A 21,181-nucleotide genomic window follows, 5' to 3' on the forward strand; every position below is an offset into this window, starting at 1 on the left:
AAGCTGTTTCAAAATGAGGGAATTTAAGCGAGATAAACCTCAGTCTAAACTTGATTCTGAGTTAAGGTTAACAGCGTTAGGTTTTTGAATAACCAATAATTGCGGTAATCAAACAACACAATATCCAATGCTTCGACAAGATTCACTTCTAAATCTTTATTTTGGATATCCACAATCATCTGATAGATTAGTTCAAAGATAATTCGTTGTTCTTTATCCATAAACACAAAATTACCATTCTCTGCATTGCGAAATTTTTCGAGAAATTCAGCACTTTTTTTTGCTGTAATCAAACCTTCACGGGATTCTCGACAGAGATTAAATTGAATTTCAGGATGATTAATGACTAATTCATTCCAGTTGCGAATGCGGTGATAAAATCTTGTTCCTCCTTGATGTAAAAAACCCACAGCAAATTGATGAGTCGCGGTTTGAATGACTAAATGTTCAGGAAGAACCCGTCGCCCTAATCGTAAGACTTCAAAATTAAGCGGAGAAATTACAGATCGCAGAGACTCCAAAATCGTCGTTAATTTTCCGAGATCATCACTTTCGGTAATAATTTGAGGTTTGCTATAGTTGTCTTCTAAACTCAGACGTTGCTGGCTTAAATAGTCTTGAACTTGTAGCTTAATGGGGGAATTTTGGGAGACGTGAGGAGTAATGACAGCAGGCGGTTCTGACAGCATCCCATTCCCATTTTCAGTGATATTTAAGGTTTGGGTGATTTTGAGAATGACCTGTTTCATTTGGGAAACTTCTGCGGTTAGCTGTTGAATTTGTTGTTCAAGTTCGGGTTCAACTGTAGAAGTATTGGAGATTGAAGATAAACGTTTGGGTAGGGAAATTCCTTCGATTTTGTAGCGGTAATAATCTGCTGCTGTATTGAGTGTAGACCGAATTGAAACTTGTTCTAAAATTGTTTGAATTTCATCCGGTTCAAACAGTTCTGAGATAGAAACTTCTGCGGTTTGTAGTTTTAAATTCAGCAGTTGTATCATTTGTTGATTGGCGGGTTTAGAGAGGAAAATCTGAGATTGAGAAACCCGATCTACAATGGAACCATCAAAAATCTGTTGAAACTGTTGCCAACGATCCGGAAAGAGATTTAAAATGATTAAGCTATTGGGAACATGGGTAAATATTTCTTTGATCGATTCTCCAAAACTTTGTAAAAGGGATTCGTTGTGTTTTAAACCTAGTCCTTCTAACTGATCAAAGATAATAATCAAAGGTTCATCGAGTAAAGATAATTTACTCAAGACTTCTAACGCCGCCAGCGAGATTTCTTCCCGACTCCAATCCTCTCCCCAACTTTCGAGTCCAACTTTATCGAGTTCTTCGGAAGATAAGTCATTTAAAGCCAACCATTGGGTAATAATTTGACGACAGTTAAAGTCAGTATAGCGACAAAAACGAATAATTCCTTTGAGAATTTGTGGGGCGTATCCGGCAGAAGAAAAGTTTCGCAACCACCAATCATAAGCCCGTTTTTCGATATGAGTCCAATATTGGAGTTTGGTTGTGCTTTCATCTTTTCCTAATTCGGTAAATAAGTTGAGATTTCCAGACTCGATCACTTTTAATATTCTTTCATCTTTCTGGATTTTTGCACTCGAATAGTAATCTTCATTTTGAATTATTTTTGCAAAACTATTAGCGAGTAAATGTTCCAGTTGAGTGCGATCGCTTCCGGGAACGTTTTGGATTAAAGATTCTAATATTCGGCTATAGGTATGAAATAAAACCGCATCTTTATTATTAGGTTGACGAATAAATAATAATCGATTTGTTTTGAGTAAATCCTTTGCCAGACGCATCATTAAATGAGTTTTGCCTGATCCGGGTTCTCCAATCACAATAGCCCCTTTACTTTGATGATTGGGATCTTGTTTGATATCAATAATAATAGATTTTAAACGTTCAAACTCATTTTGAAAAATCGAGCGAAAATCTATATGATCTTGAAACGGGGTATCAACACGACTAGAACCAAAAGGATTGGGTCTTTTTTTGAGTCTAACCTTTAAAAACTCATTCACCATCCGTCGGTACAGTTGATAGGTAAATAACGCATCATATTTAGCACGATGGGCAGAATCATTATTAAATATTTTACCCTCTGACTTCAGATTTAGATGCTTACTTAATGCTTCTAAAGAATGGCTACCTAGTTCGGGTAAATGCTGTTGGGCAAGTTCAAAACTACACTCAAAAACTAAATGAGGCGTGGGAATTCCAACCGCCCGAAAGCTATTACGCAGCACTTCAATATCATGTCTTGCATAATGACAGATAATGGTTTTAGAATGAGCGAAGTCCAAAAAATCAGTAATAATGGTTTTGAGGGGTTTGGTTTTAGGACTAATTTTAGGATTATTAGGGTGATTATCTGCCCAAGCTTCATAGATTAGTTTTCCCTGATAATCCACAATCGCAATTTCTCGCAGAATTGGCTGTCCTTCGGTATCAATTACAATAAAGTTGGGATTAAATTTCATAATAGTTTTAAGTACAAATACGACTTATATGGACTGATGCGGTGTATGATTCGCTGAATCCGGATTGTGACACCAGCAGGGAAATCGTAAACTGCAACCTACTGTTATTGTGCCACAAGTCGTAGCTCTGGCCACAGGCTGTTTACAGATTGCAATAAATAAAGAATAAATATAACTAAATAGCACCGCCATGATAACGGTGCAATTAACAAGATGAAGGACTATTTTAGTCTACGGTTAAGGAAGGCAATATTTATCGTCCAAAAGTTTTCTTTAAACCTTCATCAATCTGTTCTTCAACAGAAGTAGAAGTAGAATTTTCAGGTCGTTTCATTTGTTCTTTATTTGCATCTCCCTGAACTAAATTTAAGCCGGAGGGTGCATCAGCTTTCGCTTGATCTAAAGAACGAGGAGGAGTTTTGAGGACATCTTCTGATTTCTTCTGAACATCTTTTAGAGAATCTTCCCCTTGATTGGGCATACTATGAGCAGCCATCGCCGGAAAGCCCTGGGAAATAACCAATACTGTACAAACACAAACTGCAAAGAAAATTCGAGTTAAACGCAATAGAATATTTTTCATTATTTTCATCTCTCAAACTGAAATCACAAAACATTTATAGCAGAAAAAACTAACCTGCTTACTCTATCAAAGGAAAGAGATTTTTTAAAGAGAAATACATCAAGCTTTCTGCAAAAAAACCTTTAAAAAATTAAATGCTTTCCCTTCTCTCAAAACAAATCATCGCCAGTATCGGGGACATCTTGATCTCGTTCTTCTCGCTCTTGACGAAGTTGTTCTGCTTCTGCTAAAGTTTGTTCTGGGTCATCCTTGCTAGAGCGCTGGATATAGTTGAGCTTCAATTCCTCTAAGAGATCAAAGAGCCAAAGTTGTAATTCAGATTGGGTAACTTCATCCTGAAGTTCTTGACGTAAAACAGATTTAAAATTTTCACTCAGTTTGTTAAAAAGTTCTCTACCTTCCGCGTCAGAATAAGATGTCGATAAAACATCATAACTCGCATTGGCTAAATAATCGGCAAGTTGATCAATAACACTGGAAGGAAGCCCTTTCAATCCCGGAACTTGTTTTAATCCTTGATAAAAGTCTGATTGTGTTAATGTACCCTTTAAACTATGACGCAATAAGTCTTCTATATCTGGCTGAACTTGCGGTAAAACCCGATAAATAGAAAGTTGTAAAATCCGATTTATAATTGCATCTATTTTGTCAACTTCGCTGACTTGAATATAGGGATCAGGTTCAAAGATAGAACGAGCCATTTCTCCTGTTTGAACGGAATCTTTCGCTTGATTAACAACTTGTACCATCAAGAAAGTCGAAATTCGATCAGCAAGATAAGCAGAGGGTTCATGAGTGATTTGGGCTAAGATTCGTTCTAGATTAAATAAACCTGATTTATGAACTCGAACAGAAACAGGAATCATTCGCAGCCAACGCCAAGTCGGAAGTAAAAATAGCCAATCATACCAGCGCCGCAGCATCCCATCAAACCAACTCACTCCCGGTTGTCGCCTGGAAATAATTAGGGTTCGCCCGAGAAAATCTACCCCTAAAAAGATCATAAAATAGAGATCTATTTTCCAAAAATTATCAATATATTGACCATTTTCATCAACGGGTCTGAAGTAGTTGACTTCTAAAAGTGGACGGATTTTTTGCTCAAAAAAACTCAAAGCATTAGTCACTCCAACTTCTGTTAAATAGTCTTGACTCCAAAATTGAGTAAAAGCTTGTTGAGCATAGGGAATTTCGACATGATATTCCATTCGACGCTTGAGTTTAGCAAATGTACCAAATTTGTTGGAAACATCAAAGGGATTTTCTGCAATAATACTTTGACTTTGTTGACGCAGATCTGCTAGAATATCATTAGTTTGTTCAGATTTTAATCCCGTTTGAGTCAGTTCGGATTTTAAAACTTTAACCGTCTCAATATAGTGAGTTGTATCTGGATGAGGTTCAATCCCTTTGACGGGATCATAAAGCTTTACTAGAATCGGAAAATGTCTAAGATAAATATCTCGTAGAGGAATATAACTAATATTGAAAAAGACTAAACAGAGATTGATCAGAGCAATTAGAGCAACAAGCTTACTCCACCATTTCCATTGAAATCTTGGCTGAGAATTTTTAGGCGAGTTAGACGAAAAAGAGTCTTGATTTTTAGGTTGATTTAAAGAGGTCATTTACTTGAACAATGCCAGACAATCTTCAGCAAGAATACCTTGAGTAATTTTAATATCTTGAAATCCTTTTTTGACCACAGCTTCACAGGATAAATCAATTTGCTGTGAACCGAGTTGAATGAGTTGTTGAGTCGAAGCTCCAAACACAATTTCAGATAAGCCAACCCAAACACAAGCGGCTGCACACATCGGACAAGGTTCACAAGTTGTATACAGAGTATACCCCTTCAAAGCATCAATAGAATAAGATTTATTTTCTAAAGTAAATTGACGTAAAACATTAATCTCAGCATGAGCCGTAACATCATTATCCCTTTGAGCCGTGTTATGTCCTTGTACCACAATTTGATCTTCTTTAACTAAAACTGCCCCATAAGGCATATCTCCTTTTTTGGCTTCTTCTAGGGCAATTTTCATGTAATCTTCGGCTGTCATACTCTTGCTTTTAAATCTTTACTGATTCACTGCTCAAATTGATTAGATAACCCTAGAAGATTTTCTTGTTTTTTTAGATTAACAAATTGCAACTAGGGTTAATGACGAATTAATCTTTAATAACCTTTAAGCTTTCTGCCAAATTTCCTTGATTTTTCCGGGCATAAATTCAGAAACCTCTTGAATTCGGCTTTGAGAAAGTTCATGCTTTGTGGCTGAAAAAACAGCTTCAATAATGGTTTCACCCGACATTCCTTTGGGCGCTCCTCCCTCTTGTTCAATCCGAAAAATAAATGTGTTATCATCAAATTTCAGAGGGGGACGAACTCGACTCAGCCAAGCAACAATAGGATTTGTATCTTTCCAAAGGGTAGAAATTTCTGATTTCAGAGTTTTGTCATCTGTCGGTTGAGCTTCTTCGTGAAGTTCAGAGGCAACACGATCTGATGATTCTGTCGTCATTAAGTCACGCATTGTCCGAAACACGATTTCACTAAGATCTCTAGCCTCGTACAAGTCGTTAAGCCCGGCTTTAACTTTCACTTTCTCGAGGAAAGCTGTGTTGGTTTGAGAGATTTGAGGAGTTTCCATTTGATCTTAATCTAAAGTTGAATTTTATCGGGTAATACAACGCTATAGTCTATCATGGTTTTGTACATCCTACCCAGGATAAGTTTTAAAAATAAAAATAATATCGGCATAAGTATTAATCTCTTTCTTCTGGTAGAGGATAAATTTTTTTGAAAATGAGATGATTGTACAGGACATATTATAAATTTTCAAGGATTAGCTTTTATGGCCCAGACTCAACCCCTAACCGGAACAGAACTGATTGATTGTGCGAAAGCGAGTGCGAATCTCGGTCTAAAACAAGCGGCTCAAAACTCTGGTTATGGCGAAGATATTGAGAGCTTTCAAAAAAATCTTAAACAAGCTTGTGATCACATCGGAGTTAGCATTGATGGTTTGAGTGATTTGATCACTTCGCAGCAACAAGTTAAACAAGGACAAGGTATAGAAATTGCACCTGATAGTAAAAGCTCTCTCTAGAAAGTTAGTTGAGTTAGTAAAATAGATTGATTTCTATTATCAGTTAGGGTGAGTTTAGAGAATGCTGCTCACCCCATTTTATGGATTTTTATTTTATGGGTTGTGATGTTTTTTACAGACGCAACGCATCTTCAGAACGCCCATCAGAATTCGGTGTCGGCATATAATCATTATACTGATCCTGATTGTAGAAGTAAAGCGTCCGAATTGGATAAGGAATATTGATATCTGCTTGATCAAAGGCTTCTTTAATCGCTACAATTGCCCGAGTTTGAACTTGACGAACCATCTTTTGTTGAGGTTTAGTCCAGTAGCGAACAATAAAGTCTATTGAACTATCTCCAAAACTCACTAAATCTATTTCTATTTCCGGATTTCCTAACACCCCTTCGACTTGAGAAATTGTTTCTTTGAGAAGTTGAGATGCTTGGCGTAAAGACGTATTATAATCAACACCAACTCCTAAATCAGTTCGTCGGTAAGCAAAAGCCGTCCTCACTTGAACTGCACTGGTAAACACCGTTGCATTCGGAATTAAAACTTGTTCTCCTTGGTAAGTCCGAATTCTGGTTGTGCGAATATCGATTTGTTCTACTGTTCCTTCATAGTCCCCAATAATCACCTGATCATTAATTTGAAAGGGTTCTTGAACGAGCAATAAAATCCCCGCCAAAAAGTTTTTAAAGATATCTTGAAAGGCAAATCCAATCGCAACAGAACTTAGCCCTAAAGTCGCAATAACATCTCCTAACCGTAAACCGGGAAAAGCAATAACACAAGATAAAACAATACCAATAACCCAAATCCCAACATCACTGGTTTTGATTAGAAGTAATTGTAAAGATCGACTGCGAATAGTTCGACTCGCTATTTTTGAAACAATTTGTCTGAAAAATTTAGTAGCATAACGAGTCAAAAAAATGATAACCAGAGCTATTAAAATTGCCGGGATAAGTTTAACCCCACTGCCAACCATCTCTTGTATACTGTCTTTTACGGTGTTAAACAACTGATCCATGATGATAGAAAATTAGTCCTTTATTTTAACTATTTGGGTTCTTCAAAATTAATGTAGATGTACCCGATATTACATTGTATTGATGAAATTCTTTCGGGTGAACTCAAAATTAAAGCTCAATATTGAGAGATGCACAGAAAAATCCTAAGTTATTATACCATAACTCAAAAATTCAATAGTCTATCTTAGGGTATAAATTATCAAATTACGGTTATGTCTATCCTCTCCTGGTTTGAAAAAAGGCTTCAAACTCCCTCGATAAAACCGCTTAAATTTTCCAAATATAAAATAAAAGCCTGATCAGTTTACCTCCTCAGATAGAAGCCTTTCAAGGATTAAATTTGATATACTTAAGAAAATAAAAAATATCAATTTCAACTTTTTATCAAAAATAAAAGGAAATTTAACCATGAAAAAACATCTTTTTTACACAACTCTGGCAACAAGTTTAATCGCGGTGAGTTTGCTGCTATTTCCGTTTCATCGCCCCGCTTTTTCTCAAAATAACAATAACACTCCTAACAATGCTGAAGAAAACTTAGATCAAGCTGGAGAAAATCTTCAAGATGCTGGGCAAAATCTATTAGAAGCCACTGACGAAGCCGCCACAGATGCTCAACAACAGGTAGCAGAAACAGCGAATGTCGTCGAACAAAAAGCCAACTGGGGATGGTTAGGGTTACTCGGTTTATTGGGTTTATTCGGACTCGCAGGTAAAGGAAAAGAAAAAGTCGTTCATCACTATGAAACCGATCCAAACGTAGTGAGAACACCCACTAGAGATTACTAACGCTAAGGAAAGAGAGATAACTGTTCTTCCGGCGGCGAATACCCTAAATGTTTCCACGCTGAAGCAGTTGCTAATCGTCCGCGATGAGTGCGTTGTAAAAAACCAATTTGCATTAAATAAGGTTCATAAACCTCCTCAATCGTTTGAGCATCTTCGCCCGTTGTTGCTGCCATTGTTTCCAAACCAACAGGCCCACCGTTAAAGTTTTCAATCATCTTTTGTAAGAGATGCCGATCCGTCCAATCTAATCCCATTGGATCAACATTAAACAGTTGTAAAGCAGTGGCGGCAATCTCCCCCGTAATCGGCCCTGAAGCCTTAACTTCCACATAATCTCGTACTCGTTTTAACAGACGATTGGCAATTCTGGGAGTCCCTCGTGAACGACGGGCAATTTCTTCAGCACCATCAGGATTAATGGGGGTATTTAATAACTTAGCGGTGCGTTCTACAATTAAACTTAATTCATCCACTTCATAAAACCGTAACCGTTGAATTAATCCAAAGCGATCGCGTAAAGGAGATGTTAACGCTCCGATGCGAGTCGTCGCCCCAACAATCGTAAATGGAGTCAGTGGAATACTGCGAGTTTTTGCAGATCGACCTTGACCAATGGTAATATCGAGACGGCAATCTTCCATCGCCGGATAAAGTATTTCTTCCGCCATTTTTGATAAGCGGTGAATTTCATCAATAAACAGAATTTCGCCCGGTTTAAGATTCACTAATAATCCGGCAATATCACGCGGTTTTTCAATAGCCGGAGCCGTGGTAATCTTACAAGTAACCCCCATTTCCGACGCTAAAATCAACGCCATTGTTGTTTTTCCTAACCCCGGTGGCCCGTACAGTAATAAGTGATCCAGGGTTTCATTGCGAGATTTCGCCGCAGCGATCGCAATTTCCAGGACTTCTTTTAAATCCTTTTGACCGATATAATCACAAATACGCTGCGGTCGAATGGATTCATCTTGTTTGGGGTTAACTTGCTCATCAGTTGTTTCTTGAGGTTCCAGAAGATGATCGTCACGAGATTGAGATTTTTCGGCGGTTTCCGAACCTACAGATGCCCGCTTTTTGGGGGAATTGGGGTCAGTTGGTTGTGATTTTGATGAAATAATTGCCATGACGGGCGAATTTTACCTTCCGTCGGATTTCTTCATTGTGCCACAATGCTGATAATCTCAAAAATGGTATCAAGTTATTCACCTTTTTTTATGACTTCTCCCTCTACTGAGTCCAATTCCGAAGATCTCACCTTTGAACAAGCGATCGCCCAAACTCAAACGTTACTGGAGGACATGGCTGCAAACGCCCTATCCGAGTCGGAAACCCAAACCGCGATCGCGAATTTAGTTAAAACTCACAATGGCGCGAGGGGGTTTTTTGTCACCTATCTCACCGATCCTCGTGATTTTGTTGATCGTCCCTCAGAAGCAGTTATACGGGGTTTAGAAGCCTCTCCCGAAGTCCCTGATCTGCTGATCAAAAATGCGGCGATGTCTGCGGCTATGGGGGTTCATCATCGTCGCAACAAACGGGAAGAAATGGCCGCCAGTTCAGGTCGAGTCCGATCCCGTTCAGTTCACTTGATCCAATCTTTGAATACTCCTGTTTTATATACAATGGTCAAGCAACTTTTAGAAAGTGCAAAAACAGGAGGGGGTGAATACCAAAGTTTTCTCGAACGTTGGGGTTATGATGCCGAACAAAAAGAAGCGATCATACAGGCAATACATCCTTTGATTTAGGATAAATCTAAATGAACGTTCCTCTGCGATCGCGCTGGAAATGATGTCTTTAAAATTCAAGATGCAACCCTGTTTTTTCAGAACCATCGTTGTTTGATCACTCTCAGGTTTCGCTTAGACGACTGGTTTCGCGTAGAAAGAGACTCCCTCAAGCCTAAAATCCGGAAGGGAATCTGCAAACGCCGCTTGATTGGGATCAATCGTATAGAAGTGACCGTCTGAAATCAGATTATAGGCTCGGAATACAGGCAATGTTCCCGGTTGTTGAGTTGAAGACACTTGAATCGCTACACCAGAAGGAGAAGCTTGCCATTCTTGTAAGCTTTGTACAAAAGCAATTTCACTCGGATTACTGCTGTAGAAATAGCCGCCTTTTGAGTTGACAAAACGTTCAAGTACATTGCTTCCTTCCGACTGAAATTCAAACCCTTCGTTATTAAATTGAGGATTGACATTCGTTGCTTGTTGTTCTCCCGGATCAGCCGTAAAGAAATGTGAAAGTGCATTCGTATCCCAGTAACGAGACACTCGTTCGCCTGTTGTTGTTGGAGAAGAAGCATCTAGAATACTCAGAGTTGCACTCCCTTGAGAACTCACCGTATAACCTGTAGCCGCTTGTAAGCCAATTTCAATGGTTTCATTCAAGTCCGCAATCCCATCATTAACGGGGTTAATCGTAATATTGGTACTATTTTGTCCAGCCGGAATCGTCGCCGTGCCGTTGGTGGCGTTAAGTGTTCCGCCTGTCTGATTATAGTCAGTTCCAAAAGTGGCTGTTCCTCCAACGCTGAAATTGACAGTGAGGGGAGTAGTTGTATCTCCTGTCCGCGAGATCTCAAATGTACCTGGAGTTGGGCCGACTTCAGAAGGATTTCCCAATGCACTCACCGACACAGATGTTTCTCCACCTGTTCCTGGAGTAATCTCTAAATTATAGGGAGTCGATGTCGCACCCGCATCACTCAAGTTTGAACCATTGGGAAGGTTAGAAACTTGAACAAAATAAGTTCGGTTGGCTTCGAGAGGAACTTGGACTTGCTCCTCTGTGACCCCTGTATTGATGCCTTGATTCAGCAGAGAACCATCATCTCGAAATATTCTAAAATCTGCATTATCGACTAAATTTGAGAGTCTGAACGTAAAGTTTCCGGCGGTGGGAGGTGCGACAAATTGATACCAATCCTCAGTATCACTTCGACCCACAAATCCATTTAGGTTTCGAGACGTGTTGATAATGCCTTGGGGTTCGGCAATAGGCGCAGAGTTATTCGGAGTTTCTGCACTCACTTCAAACAAAAAAGGTCCCGTATTCGCAAAGGAACTAACTCGGACAACGGCACCTTCTCCAACGGGAAATCCGACGGGAAATGATAAGACTTCTGGACTTCCATTTCCGGCAAAGTCAATATTTGTACCCGAGAGAAAACCCGGTACATTTGCCTCAGCATTAAACCGAATATTAAGATTCGGGACAAGACCTGGAGCTGCACCTATGGGATAGGCTGTAAATTGAATCGGTACATTTGGTCTAATCTCTGATGAAGCTACATTGATTTGGACATTTGCTCCTAGATTATTAATCGCATTTGCATATCGTTGACCTGCCATTTTTTTTCTCCTACATCATAAATTCTGACAAGCATAAATTGCCCTATAGTCTCTACTAGGGTTTATCTACACCGTTTATGCTTTATAGTTTAAATTATAGTTTTTAGTTTGGAGTTGATGACAATATTTTTAGTACAAAAGTTAATCAAATGTTTGAAATGAGCGAGAGAAAATCGGGTTAATTCAATCCTTTTTTCTGAATTCCAATCAAGCCTATAATATGAAATCCTTAAATATTTGCTACAAATGATCGATGGGGAGGTGGGGAGGTGGGGAGGTGGGGAGAAAGATGTGTAGCATTATTGTTTGTATTTCCTATAAATATTTTGTCTGCAATCTTTCTATACAGGGATTTTTGCCGCAGGAATTAGGTATTTTATCCCTTAATCGCATTCAAATAATTTAATAATTCAGCTTTATTTTTTATAATAAACTTTTAAATAACTTCATCCCATCGGTCTGTCCTAAACTGGGATCAGAAGCTCGTTCGGGGTGGGGCATCATTCCTAAAACATTCCCCTGACGATTACAAATTCCCGCAATATTATTCAATGAACCGTTAATATTTTCAGCATCACTGTTGGGAGTGGGAACCGAACCGTAGCGAAAAACCACTTGATTATTTGCCTCTAATTCTGCTATTGTATTCTCATCGCAATAGTAACATCCCTCTCCGTGTGCGATCGGGAGATTAATCACTTCGTTGGCTAAATAACCAGTTGTCCAGAGTGTTTTATTATTCACAACCGTTAACGGTACGCGATCGCAAATGAAGTGTAAATCGCGATTTCTGACTAACGCTCCGGGTAATAATCCCAATTCCGTTAACACCTGAAAGCCATTACAAATACCAATCACAGACTTTCCTTGCTTGGCGTGTTCGAGAGTTGCCTGCATCACCGGAGAAAAACGAGCGATCGCCCCACACCGCAGATAATCACCATAGCTAAACCCACCCGGAATCACCATCACATCAATATCAGAAATATCCGTATCTTGATGCCAAATCATCCGAGTCGGTTGACCCAAAAGCCCTTGAGTCACCCAAACAACATCGCGATCGCAATTAGAACCGGGAAAAACAACAACACCAAATTTCATGGAATAATGGTTAAATAAAATCTAAGTTTAAGTTGTTTTAACTTCCGAAGAAACGGGAGTCAAATCAAATCGATAAGTTTCAATAACGGGGTTCGCCAGCAGTAAATCACAAATGCGATCCAGTTGAGTTTTCGCTTCATCTTCATTACTGGCATTGAGAGTCAGTTCGATATATTTGCCAATTCGGATCTGTTCTACATTGTCATAGCCCATCTGTTGAACTCCGGATCGAACCGCGACACCTGCCGGATCTAAGACAGAAGGACGAAGGGTGACATAAATTTGAGCGTAATACTTTTGGGTCACAATCAAGCCAAGTTTAACCAAACATTCTTATTATCCATCAAACGGAGACATTTTAAGATCTATTCATTTCAAATCAATGAATTAATTTTTGTTTGTACTCCCCAGTAAATATACCCAATTTGCCCAAGATCCTACCGGGTGAAAACAAATATCATGGGCGTATGCCATACGCCCCTACAGACTGATCATTATTGACCCGGTTTCTCTTTGTCAGCATCGACTTTGGGAACCCAACCAGGAGCATCAGCATCTTCCCAACCTGCCGGACGCTTAGAATTATACCAGGCGATCGAACCAATAATCGTTGCAGCTAGAAATCCAGCCGCAAGAATTCCCAGTAACGCCCATTGTACATAATCTTGATAAGCTACATTTGTAGTCACTTCCATTAAAATCTTCATGTCGAGTATCAATGTTTGATCAAGAAAGCTAGCAAACCCTAGATTACCACCTTACCCGATCAGACTCAAATCCTGGGTAGGGGCATATATTCGCCGCCTTGACATCGTTTTCATCCCGAAGACTTATGATCGGTTTTTTCAACTGATTTGTATTGTTGAAACGACAAACAAGTGCTACCACTACAAGATGAGATCACTGAATTAATCCAAACCACCCATGAAAGACTTTTTAGATAACCTTTCGCGCTACCCCCGCTACTTTATCACCTTTACCTTGGGGATATTTTTCTTTTTGTTTGATAAGTTGAAGCCTTACATGGAGAGACCCCTGACGGCGATCACCCTCGTGGGTTTGATGGGTGGCATTTTTGCCTTTACGTTTTTTACGCTACGAGCTATGTTGGGATTAAGTCCAGTATAGTTGGTGGCAACTGGCAACTTTTAGACATTGGGAGTCGGAATAATGGTCAAAATAAATGCCGACTCCTGATTTACTTATTTTCAGCTATCATCTCAAGACAATAGCCATAATACTGAGAGAAACCGAGCTTTTTAATCATTTTACACCCTGATTCGCACACAAGCTCTCATTTTCAACGGATGAGAATGGAGAACAGTTAATCCATCTCACGAAAAACTCTACACCCTAACTTTCTTCTCTGAATCAACAAGAAGAAAATCGCCATTATCTATCTTTAGTTATAAAAATTGTAAAACGGAGTTGTCTTCTTGTCGAGACATTAAATTAACAATTGCTGAAGTTGTTCAAAGTCGATATTGCCGATAGACTTGAGTGGCAGCCCGATGTAAAATCGAGTGACGATAGACTAAAGCAGCCATGTCATCACAGTAGCCTCCGCCAATAATTCCAGCCACCGGATAACCCAAACGAACACAACTGCTAAGAACTTGCATCTCTCGTCGCCAGAGTCCAGTATCACTTAAAGCAAGCTTCCCCAAACGATCATCAACGTGAGTATCCACCCCCGCATCATAAAAAACTAAATCGGGTTTAACCTCTGATAATAGATCTTCTAAATACTTCCCCAAGGTGTATAAATAAGCCTCATCTTCCATCCCCACCGGAAGCCCGACATCCAAGTCACTTTTTTGTTTCCGGGCGGGAAAATTCGCCTCACAGTGCATGGAAAAAGTAAAAACACTCGGATCATCTTGAAAAATAAAAGCCGTCGCATCCCCTTGATGTACATCTAAATCAAGAATTAAGATTTTTGGCGCGAGTCCTAAATTTTGAATAGTGCGAGCAGCGATCGCGATATCATTAAAAATACAAAATCCAGTTCCTAAATTGGGAAAAGCGTGATGAGTGCCTCCTGCGGTATTACAAGCGAGTCCATGACTTAAAGCGAGTTTAGCCGTTAAAACCGCCCCTCCGACTGCGATACAAGTCCGGTTTGCTAAAGCAGGACTCCAGGGTAAACCGATACGACGTTGGGCTTTGGGGTCAAGTGTTCCCTGACAGTAGGCTTGTACATAATCACGATCATGGACTAATTCTATCCATTCTGAGGGCGGAAGTTCGGGCGTATGAACTTGGGAGGGTTCGATCACTTCATCAGCGAGTAACATTTGATAGAGTAGCCTAAACTTTGACATCGGGAAACGATGACCTGGGAGTAAAGGGGCGACATAATCGGAATGATAGACAATCGGTAAATCCATAATGATGCTGAAAGGCTAGAGTAGAAAGTAGGTTACTCAATAATTTGATCACATTGGCTTGGGAAGGTATTATGACATCAACAATCACTTGGCAGTATGGCAGCAGCAACCCCGAAAATGCAACTGACCTAGAAACTATTCGTCAGTGGTGGGCTGATATTGAAGGACAGGAGATTACTTGGCAACAGCGTTTAATTCCGGAAAATGGAGATTTAAGCCAGATCAATTGGGAGTCTCAAAAGTTTGATGAAGTGTTTTTGATCGTCAATCCTCAGTTGCGAGGAATTACCTTATATTGGTCTAAGCCAAAAAGTGATCAAGAACGCAGTATTACCGCAAGTAAGTTAGAGTTAGATCCGCTACGTCAGCAGTTGTATGTTTTTTCTCAATCTCAAACTAATATTGTCATCCGAGTTGAATTTCCCCAAGTTAAATATCGGATTTTAGACTTAAAAAATCCAGAGATTGCTGTCGGAAAAAGTGGAACTATTCTGTTGCGAGATCCTGAACAATTGCTAGAGGTGAAAGTGAGTTTGACTCCAGAAAAGTTAGAACAGTTGAAACAGAAACTAATGTAGTTTTCACGAACCCACAAAAGTCTGGGCTGTTTCTTCTCGGGTTCCATTGATATCCAGTAAAGTTTAACCTATTCAATATTGAAAGCACTTGCATCAACGTTGACCCTGAAGAATAATCGAGTTTTGTGTCCAGGGTAAAGGGTTTAAAGGGTCATGTTTCTGAGATTGTAAAATGTAGATCAAAGCTGGATCTTCTTTCTATAGACAACAAAATTAATTTCAGCAATTGTTGATCAGATCAGCATGATTTGGATTTTTAATTGAGAATATTCCCCAAACCGATACCATTAAATTTAACATCAAGTTATAACAGAATAGATCATTAGTGAGTGATTTTTAATTTTATATGACAAACGATGACAAAAACCCCATCCACAAACCCATGAGCGCCAAGGAATTGATCGAGCGTTATGCAGCCGGAAAACGAGGTTTTATGGGGGTAGAACTTCCGGGCGCAGAATTGCAGGATGCTATTTTACCTAGTATATTATTATGGCAGGCAAATCTGCAAGGTGCAAACCTGAGTCGAGCTAATCTCAAAGATGCTCACTTATTTGCCAACTTGAGTAATGCTAACTTATCTCATATTGATTTGACTGGGGCTAAACTGATTTATGCAGATTTAAAAGCCGCTGACTTAACCCAAGCTAAACTGTTTAAAGCTAATCTTAAAGGGGCTGATCTACGGGGTGCTAACTTAAATGAAGCCAAATTTATTTATACAGATCTCAGTGAAGCCGACCTGCGTGGCGCTAGCATGAAAGGAACAATGTTTTATAAAGTTAATCTATTCAAAACTAACTTACAAGACACAGATTTAAGTGAAGCTTTATTACTCGGAACAGAACTTTGGACAGCGATTATTTCTTCTTGAGTTTCCCCTATCCAATGTTCCTCTATTCTCTCTAGAAAATCGGCATCAAAAAGATTGACAATTGGGGGAATTTTCCGTATCATAGAAGATGAAGGCTTTCTGGGTAAACCTGAATATACGCTTGAACTTTTATTCAACACCTGATCACTTAAAAACAGTAAAATCGAGTTGACGTCCGATTGATCAAATCCTAGAGACAAAATCAATCAACCGGACAACCGCTCAATTATCTAACCTTTGCCATTTCCATTTCCATTTCCATTCCCATTTTCCGAGTCAGCGCCACTCGCAATCACCTTGTCAGCCAACTTCTCTGGAACTTCTTGGAGATGATCATATTTCCACTGAAAACAACCCACACCCATCGTCAGCGATCGCAATTCTACAATCAAATCTTGCATCTCTGAGATAGCCAAATAAGCGGTAATTTTATCCCAACCTTTCCAACCCATGATCACTTCATAATTTAACACCTGTCCCCGTCGTCCCGTAATTAACTGAAACATCTGGGAAGTAAATTCATTAGGTGCAGAAAATTCAACCACAGCGATCGGTTCGAGTAAAATCGGATCACAATTCGTCATCCCCGTCTGCATCGCCAACCGTGCCGCCTGTTTAAACGCCTGTTCAGAACTATCGACCGCATGATATGATCCGTTAGTGAGTGTCACCGCCACATCCACCACCGGGAAACCCAACGGCCCCTGTTCGAGAGATTCACGCACACCAGTTTCGACGCCCGGAATATACTGTTTCGGAATAACGCCCCCAACAATCGTATCGTTAAAATTAAACCCTTCACCCCGTCCTAACGGTTGAATATCGAGATACACATCCCCAAACTGTCCATGTCCGCCGCTTTGGTGTTTGTAACGTCCGTGAGAATGAGTCGTTTTACGAATCGTTTCTTTGTAGGGAACACGGGGTAAATGAGTCGTCATCGGTAGATTATACTTGCGACGCAACCGATCTAAAGTCACTTGCAGGTGAATTTCCCCTTGACCCCATAAAATGATTTCGTGAGTATCACCGTGTTGTTCCCAAACCAACGCCGGATCTTCTTCCAACATTTTACTTAAAGCCGATGTCAGCTTCACTTCATCTTTGCGGTTGTCAGGAGTAATGGCTAACGCAAACACAGGGGGTAAAATCTCGACTTTCGGTAACGCTTTCACCTCTTGGGGTTCTGTTGTCAGGGTATCTCCGGTTTGAATGCTATCCATCCGCGCTAAGGCAACAATTTCACCTGTTTTCGCGATCTGGAGGCTTTCTGTTTGTTGACCCATCAAACGGTACATTCCCGCCGCCCGTACTCCATTGAGAACAATACCTTCAGTCAGTTCACCTTGCCACACCCGCACTAACGACAGTTTACCACCTTGGGGAGTGTAATAGGTTTTCAACACTTGAGCAATAGGCAGATCGGCTTGGAGTTTGAGTCCGCGACGATGGGCTGTAACAAACGGTTCCGGGGCTTCCCGAACCATCGCATCTAATAGACTACGCACACCATACTCCGCCTCTGCAACCCCCAGAAACACAGGAACAATTAAGTCAGCACCCAGTTCCATTTTCAAGTCTTTGACAATTTCATCTTGGGGCGGTTTAATATCTTCGATCAGTTCTTCGAGAAGATGATCGTCAAAGTTCGCTAACTCCTCTAACATCTGTTGACGGGCGAGATGTTCGGCTTCAGAGAGTTCATCGGGAAGTGCAACCGGATCAGAAGCAGCACCCGGATGATAATGATAGGCTTGTTCAGTCACCAGATCAATAAAGCCCACCAGTTCTTGTCCTTGGGCGATGGGGTATTGATGAGGTACAACAGGGCGGGAAGAAACGGTTTTTAGGGCGGCGAGAAGTTCACTATAGTTGGTTTTGCAGCTTTCTTCATCCGTAAACGCCCGATCCATTTTATTTATAAACACCAGGTGAGGAATTTCCCAGTCATCAAGGAATTTAAACAAGGGTGAAAGCGTTAAAATACGGTGGGTATCGGGTTCACAAACCACCACGGCTAACCCCGCCCCCACGAGGGCATTATAAGTTTCTTGGGCAAATTCTACCGAACCTGGACAGTCCAGGAATGTAAAACGAATGCCGCCGTACTGGGTACTAGCGGCATTGACTTCAACGGTCATATTGCGGTCTTGGGCTTCGGGCGCAGCATCTCCGACCCGGTTGTTTTCTTTTGCTGTTCCTTTACGGGTGGTTGCTCCTGTGATGTGCAGGATACTTTCGAGTAGTGCAGTTTTACCGCTAAGATAGGGGCCTACAATCGCAATATTACGGTTGTCTGAGGGGATATTTGATTTCATCGTACCGTCTCCTGTACTCGTCAAATGAATGAATTAAAATGCTGCAATTACAAACAAAAGTTTGCACAAAAACATAAATTTTTAAGGATGTTTTCAGGTTTAAATTCAAGCTCAAATTTGACAAAAAACATCATTGTGACCATTGGATAAACGTTGGTTTTGGTCAATTCTTCTTGCGGTTGATCTCGAACTAACAGATCAGAATCAAGCGATCAGCTATCCAATCGAAGATGTTAGGTGTTTTTAGCGTTGACTTCAATCTCTGAAATGTTCTATCCTCAATGCGTCTGAGATCGAGGTTCGCTACTTCTATAATTTATAATCTTTTGGTCACGAATCACCAACGCTTAACTAAAAAATACAATATTTATTTTTTGAAAGTTTTGTAACTGAATATTGCAAACCCGCGATCAATGATGAATCTTCCCTATCCCCTCTTTTGCCTCTTACCTGACTACGACGAGACAATATATCGATTGCGTCCTTGTTGTTTGGCGGTGTATAATACTTTGTCTGCTTGAGCGATTAATTGAGCGGGTGAGGTTTTAGAATTAGGAATAGTGCAGGCAATTCCCTGACTCAGGGTAATAATATTACTCACCTGAGACTTTTGATGAACAATCGCCAATGTGCGAATCATTTGCTGAATCTGTTGAGCAATATTAATCACTCCTTTTTGGTTTGTATTCGGAAGAACAACTACAAATTCTTCTCCCCCATAACGGGCGACTAAATCGGCTGGACGTTTTAAAGTTTTTTTGATAGCTTGAGCAATTGAAATTAAGGATTTATCTCCGGATTGATGCCCATAAAAATCATTATAAAATTTAAAATAATCAATATCTAATAAAATCAAAGATAAATATTGTTTTTCCCGTCTTAAACGCTGCCACTCTTTGATAAGATAATCATCAAAATAGCGACGATTAGCAATTTGAGTTAAACCATCGGTATGCGCCAGTTTTTCTAAAGTAAAATTAGCTTGTTGTAGTTTAATTTCCGATTGTTTGCGATCGCTAATATCCCGAATCATCATCAAGACTTCATGATCATCGAGTTTAACCACACGAGCTTCTTGATAATGGAGTTCTCCATCAACTTCGAGAGAATATTCATAGATTTGTCGTTCATTTGTTGTTAAAGCTTGGCAAATATAATACATTTGTTGTTCAGCTAACCGAGGCGGTAAAGTTTGATAAATCGATTGCTGGAGAATATAGGGAATACGACTAAACTTTTGGAGACTTTTACCTAAACCAATACTTTTACAAATTCCGTTGCGATCAAGACGAATCATCAGATCGGGAATCGCTTTTAAAATCGCTCGTTGAGTCGTTATATTTTTGCAGAGGGCGGCTTCAATTTTTTTGCGATCGCTAATGTCAACAATATGAACAATGAGGTAATGAGGTGAATTTTTCTGGTCATACATTAACGAAATATTCATCAGCCCCCAAATGATTTGATTAGATTGGGTTAAAAATCGCTTTTCAATTTGATAACCCGGAATTTCACCCCTAAACATTTGTTGGGCTAATTGATCATCAAGGGTTTGATCATCGACAAAGATTAAATCACTGAGGTGAAGGGAGAGAAGTTCAGCCGAATCATACTCAAACATCTGACAAAGAGCCGCGTTAACATCGATAATTTTTCCCAATATAGACACCAAACACATTCCGGCTGTAATGGTATCAAATGCCCCTCTAAATTTTGCTTCACTGCGGCGCAAATCATCAGTCATTTGTTGATTAATAAGCTCATTTTTTTTACGTTCACTGATATCTTGATGAAAGCCAATCATCCGCAGGGGAGTATTATCTTCAGCCCAAACTGCTTGTCCTCGTGCCAAAATCCATTTGTAACTGCCATCTTTGCAGCGTAAACGATATTCAACTTTGAAACTAGAAACTTTGCGGGTGAGATAATCATTGAGAGCAGTTAAAACTCGCTCACAATCTTCAGAATGAAGAAGATTTTTCCAGGCTTCCAAATCATTTTTCATCTCCTCATCGGTGTAACCCAACATTGCTTTAAGTGTAATCGACTTAAACGCTTCCCCGGTTTTTATATTCCAGTCAAAAATGCCGTCACCTGTTCCTTTCAGTAATAATTGCCAACGTTCTTCTTGCTGTAGTAATTGTCGGTTTTGAGTTTCGAGTTGGTAGAGGAGTTTTTGATGAGCTAAATGAAATTTAATTCGGGCTAAGACTTCCTCAGATTCATAGGGTTTAGTGACATAATCTGCGCCCCCAACTTCAAAGGCTTTGACTTTGTTGAATACTCCATCAAGCGCACTCAAAAAAACAATCGGAATGTGAAAGGTTTTCTCGTCTAATTTTAGCTGCTGACAGACAGAATATCCATCAATATCAGGGAGTTTGATATCCAACATAATCAAGTCAGGTGGAGACACTTTAGCTGATTCTATAGCGAGTTTCCCTGTCGGTGCAATGCGAGTATGATATCCACAACTTGAGAGAATCTTGATTAATAAGTTTAAGTCTGCTGGAGTATCATCAACAATCAGAATATGATTAAGAATAGACATAACAT

The 21,181-nt window shown here is 39.8% G+C and carries 20 protein-coding genes; 6 read left to right on the forward strand and 14 right to left on the reverse strand.

All coding sequences use genetic code 11. From position 1 onward, the window contains the following. Positions 1-44 precede the first annotated feature (44 nt). From L8106_RS07565 to L8106_RS07585, 5 genes are all read right to left on the reverse strand, one after another. Positions 45-2,501 (reverse strand): exonuclease domain-containing protein, encoded by a 2,457-nt coding sequence (locus L8106_RS07565; protein ID WP_009783661.1) that lies wholly within the window; start codon positions 2,499-2,501, stop codon positions 45-47. A 253-nt stretch (positions 2,502-2,754) separates the two neighbouring features. After that, entirely contained in the window at positions 2,755-3,084 is a 330-nt protein-coding gene (locus L8106_RS07570; RefSeq protein ID WP_009783662.1) for a hypothetical protein, read from the reverse strand. 149 nt (positions 3,085-3,233) lie between these two features. Further along, positions 3,234-4,712 carry a hypothetical protein gene (locus L8106_RS07575; protein WP_009783663.1) on the reverse strand — a complete coding sequence of 493 codons (1,479 nt, stop codon included), beginning with the start codon at positions 4,710-4,712 and terminating at the stop codon, positions 3,234-3,236. Next, positions 4,713-5,147 carry a nucleoside deaminase gene (locus L8106_RS07580; RefSeq protein ID WP_009783664.1) on the reverse strand — a complete coding sequence of 145 codons (435 nt, stop codon included), beginning with the start codon at positions 5,145-5,147 and terminating at the stop codon, positions 4,713-4,715. Between the two features lie 126 nt (positions 5,148-5,273). Then, positions 5,274-5,738 (reverse strand): DUF2267 domain-containing protein, encoded by a 465-nt coding sequence (locus L8106_RS07585; RefSeq protein WP_009783665.1) that lies wholly within the window; start codon positions 5,736-5,738, stop codon positions 5,274-5,276. Between the two features lie 204 nt (positions 5,739-5,942). Here L8106_RS07585 and L8106_RS07590 point away from each other — a divergent pair, with 204 nt between their 5' ends. Next, on the forward strand, positions 5,943-6,197 hold the full coding sequence (locus L8106_RS07590; RefSeq protein WP_009783666.1) for a hypothetical protein: 255 nt from the start codon (positions 5,943-5,945) through the stop codon (positions 6,195-6,197). Positions 6,198-6,309: 112 nt separating this feature from the next. Here L8106_RS07590 and L8106_RS07595 read toward each other — a convergent pair whose 3' ends face one another. After that, entirely contained in the window at positions 6,310-7,215 is a 906-nt protein-coding gene (locus L8106_RS07595) for a mechanosensitive ion channel family protein (protein WP_009783667.1), read from the reverse strand. A 409-nt stretch (positions 7,216-7,624) separates the two neighbouring features. Here L8106_RS07595 and L8106_RS07600 point away from each other — a divergent pair, with 409 nt between their 5' ends. Beyond that, on the forward strand, positions 7,625-8,005 hold the full coding sequence (locus L8106_RS07600) for a WGxxGxxG family protein (protein WP_009783668.1): 381 nt from the start codon (positions 7,625-7,627) through the stop codon (positions 8,003-8,005). 2 nt (positions 8,006-8,007) lie between these two features. On the opposite strand, the gene ruvB is transcribed toward L8106_RS07600, so the two are convergent. Then, on the reverse strand, positions 8,008-9,132 hold the full coding sequence (ruvB, locus tag L8106_RS07605) for a Holliday junction branch migration DNA helicase RuvB (protein WP_009783669.1): 1,125 nt from the start codon (positions 9,130-9,132) through the stop codon (positions 8,008-8,010). A 90-nt stretch (positions 9,133-9,222) separates the two neighbouring features. Between ruvB and L8106_RS07610 the strand changes: the two genes are divergently transcribed. Next, positions 9,223-9,756: a hypothetical protein gene (locus L8106_RS07610; RefSeq protein WP_009783670.1), complete on the forward strand. Its 534-nt coding sequence runs from the start codon at positions 9,223-9,225 to the stop codon at positions 9,754-9,756. A 114-nt stretch (positions 9,757-9,870) separates the two neighbouring features. Here L8106_RS07610 and L8106_RS29435 read toward each other — a convergent pair whose 3' ends face one another. From L8106_RS29435 to psb35, 4 genes are all read right to left on the reverse strand, one after another. Next, positions 9,871-11,364 (reverse strand): extracellular nuclease, encoded by a 1,494-nt coding sequence (locus tag L8106_RS29435; RefSeq protein WP_009783671.1) that lies wholly within the window; start codon positions 11,362-11,364, stop codon positions 9,871-9,873. A gap of 423 nt (positions 11,365-11,787) precedes the next feature. Further along, positions 11,788-12,465: a phosphoribosylformylglycinamidine synthase subunit PurQ gene (gene purQ, locus L8106_RS07620; protein ID WP_009783672.1), complete on the reverse strand. Its 678-nt coding sequence runs from the start codon at positions 12,463-12,465 to the stop codon at positions 11,788-11,790. Between the two features lie 27 nt (positions 12,466-12,492). Continuing rightward, positions 12,493-12,771: a phosphoribosylformylglycinamidine synthase subunit PurS gene (gene purS, locus L8106_RS07625; protein ID WP_039895735.1), complete on the reverse strand. Its 279-nt coding sequence runs from the start codon at positions 12,769-12,771 to the stop codon at positions 12,493-12,495. Between the two features lie 188 nt (positions 12,772-12,959). Beyond that, entirely contained in the window at positions 12,960-13,160 is a 201-nt protein-coding gene (gene psb35 / locus L8106_RS07630; protein WP_009783674.1) for a photosystem II assembly protein Psb35, read from the reverse strand. A gap of 229 nt (positions 13,161-13,389) precedes the next feature. Here psb35 and L8106_RS07635 point away from each other — a divergent pair, with 229 nt between their 5' ends. Next, positions 13,390-13,593, forward strand: coding sequence for a DUF751 family protein (locus L8106_RS07635; protein ID WP_039895701.1), 204 nt, complete (start codon positions 13,390-13,392; stop codon positions 13,591-13,593). A gap of 344 nt (positions 13,594-13,937) precedes the next feature. Here the strand turns inward: L8106_RS07635 and L8106_RS07640 are convergent, their stop codons facing one another. Next, on the reverse strand, positions 13,938-14,855 hold the full coding sequence (locus tag L8106_RS07640; protein WP_009783675.1) for a histone deacetylase: 918 nt from the start codon (positions 14,853-14,855) through the stop codon (positions 13,938-13,940). A 71-nt stretch (positions 14,856-14,926) separates the two neighbouring features. Between L8106_RS07640 and L8106_RS07645 the strand changes: the two genes are divergently transcribed. Together L8106_RS07645 and L8106_RS07650 are read left to right on the forward strand one after the other, a co-directional pair. Continuing rightward, positions 14,927-15,433 carry a hypothetical protein gene (locus L8106_RS07645; RefSeq protein ID WP_009783676.1) on the forward strand — a complete coding sequence of 169 codons (507 nt, stop codon included), beginning with the start codon at positions 14,927-14,929 and terminating at the stop codon, positions 15,431-15,433. A gap of 382 nt (positions 15,434-15,815) precedes the next feature. Beyond that, positions 15,816-16,307 carry a pentapeptide repeat-containing protein gene (locus L8106_RS07650; RefSeq protein ID WP_232228441.1) on the forward strand — a complete coding sequence of 164 codons (492 nt, stop codon included), beginning with the start codon at positions 15,816-15,818 and terminating at the stop codon, positions 16,305-16,307. A gap of 230 nt (positions 16,308-16,537) precedes the next feature. Here the strand turns inward: L8106_RS07650 and L8106_RS07655 are convergent, their stop codons facing one another. Then, positions 16,538-18,625 carry an elongation factor G gene (locus L8106_RS07655; protein WP_009783678.1) on the reverse strand — a complete coding sequence of 696 codons (2,088 nt, stop codon included), beginning with the start codon at positions 18,623-18,625 and terminating at the stop codon, positions 16,538-16,540. 454 nt (positions 18,626-19,079) lie between these two features. Further along, complete coding sequence (locus tag L8106_RS29440) at positions 19,080-21,176, reverse strand: diguanylate cyclase domain-containing protein (RefSeq protein WP_009783679.1); 2,097 nt, start codon at positions 21,174-21,176, stop codon at positions 19,080-19,082. Positions 21,177-21,181 lie beyond the last annotated feature (5 nt).

This window comes from Lyngbya sp. PCC 8106 (genome assembly GCF_000169095.1).
GTDB lineage: Bacteria > Cyanobacteriota > Cyanobacteriia > Cyanobacteriales > Microcoleaceae > Capilliphycus.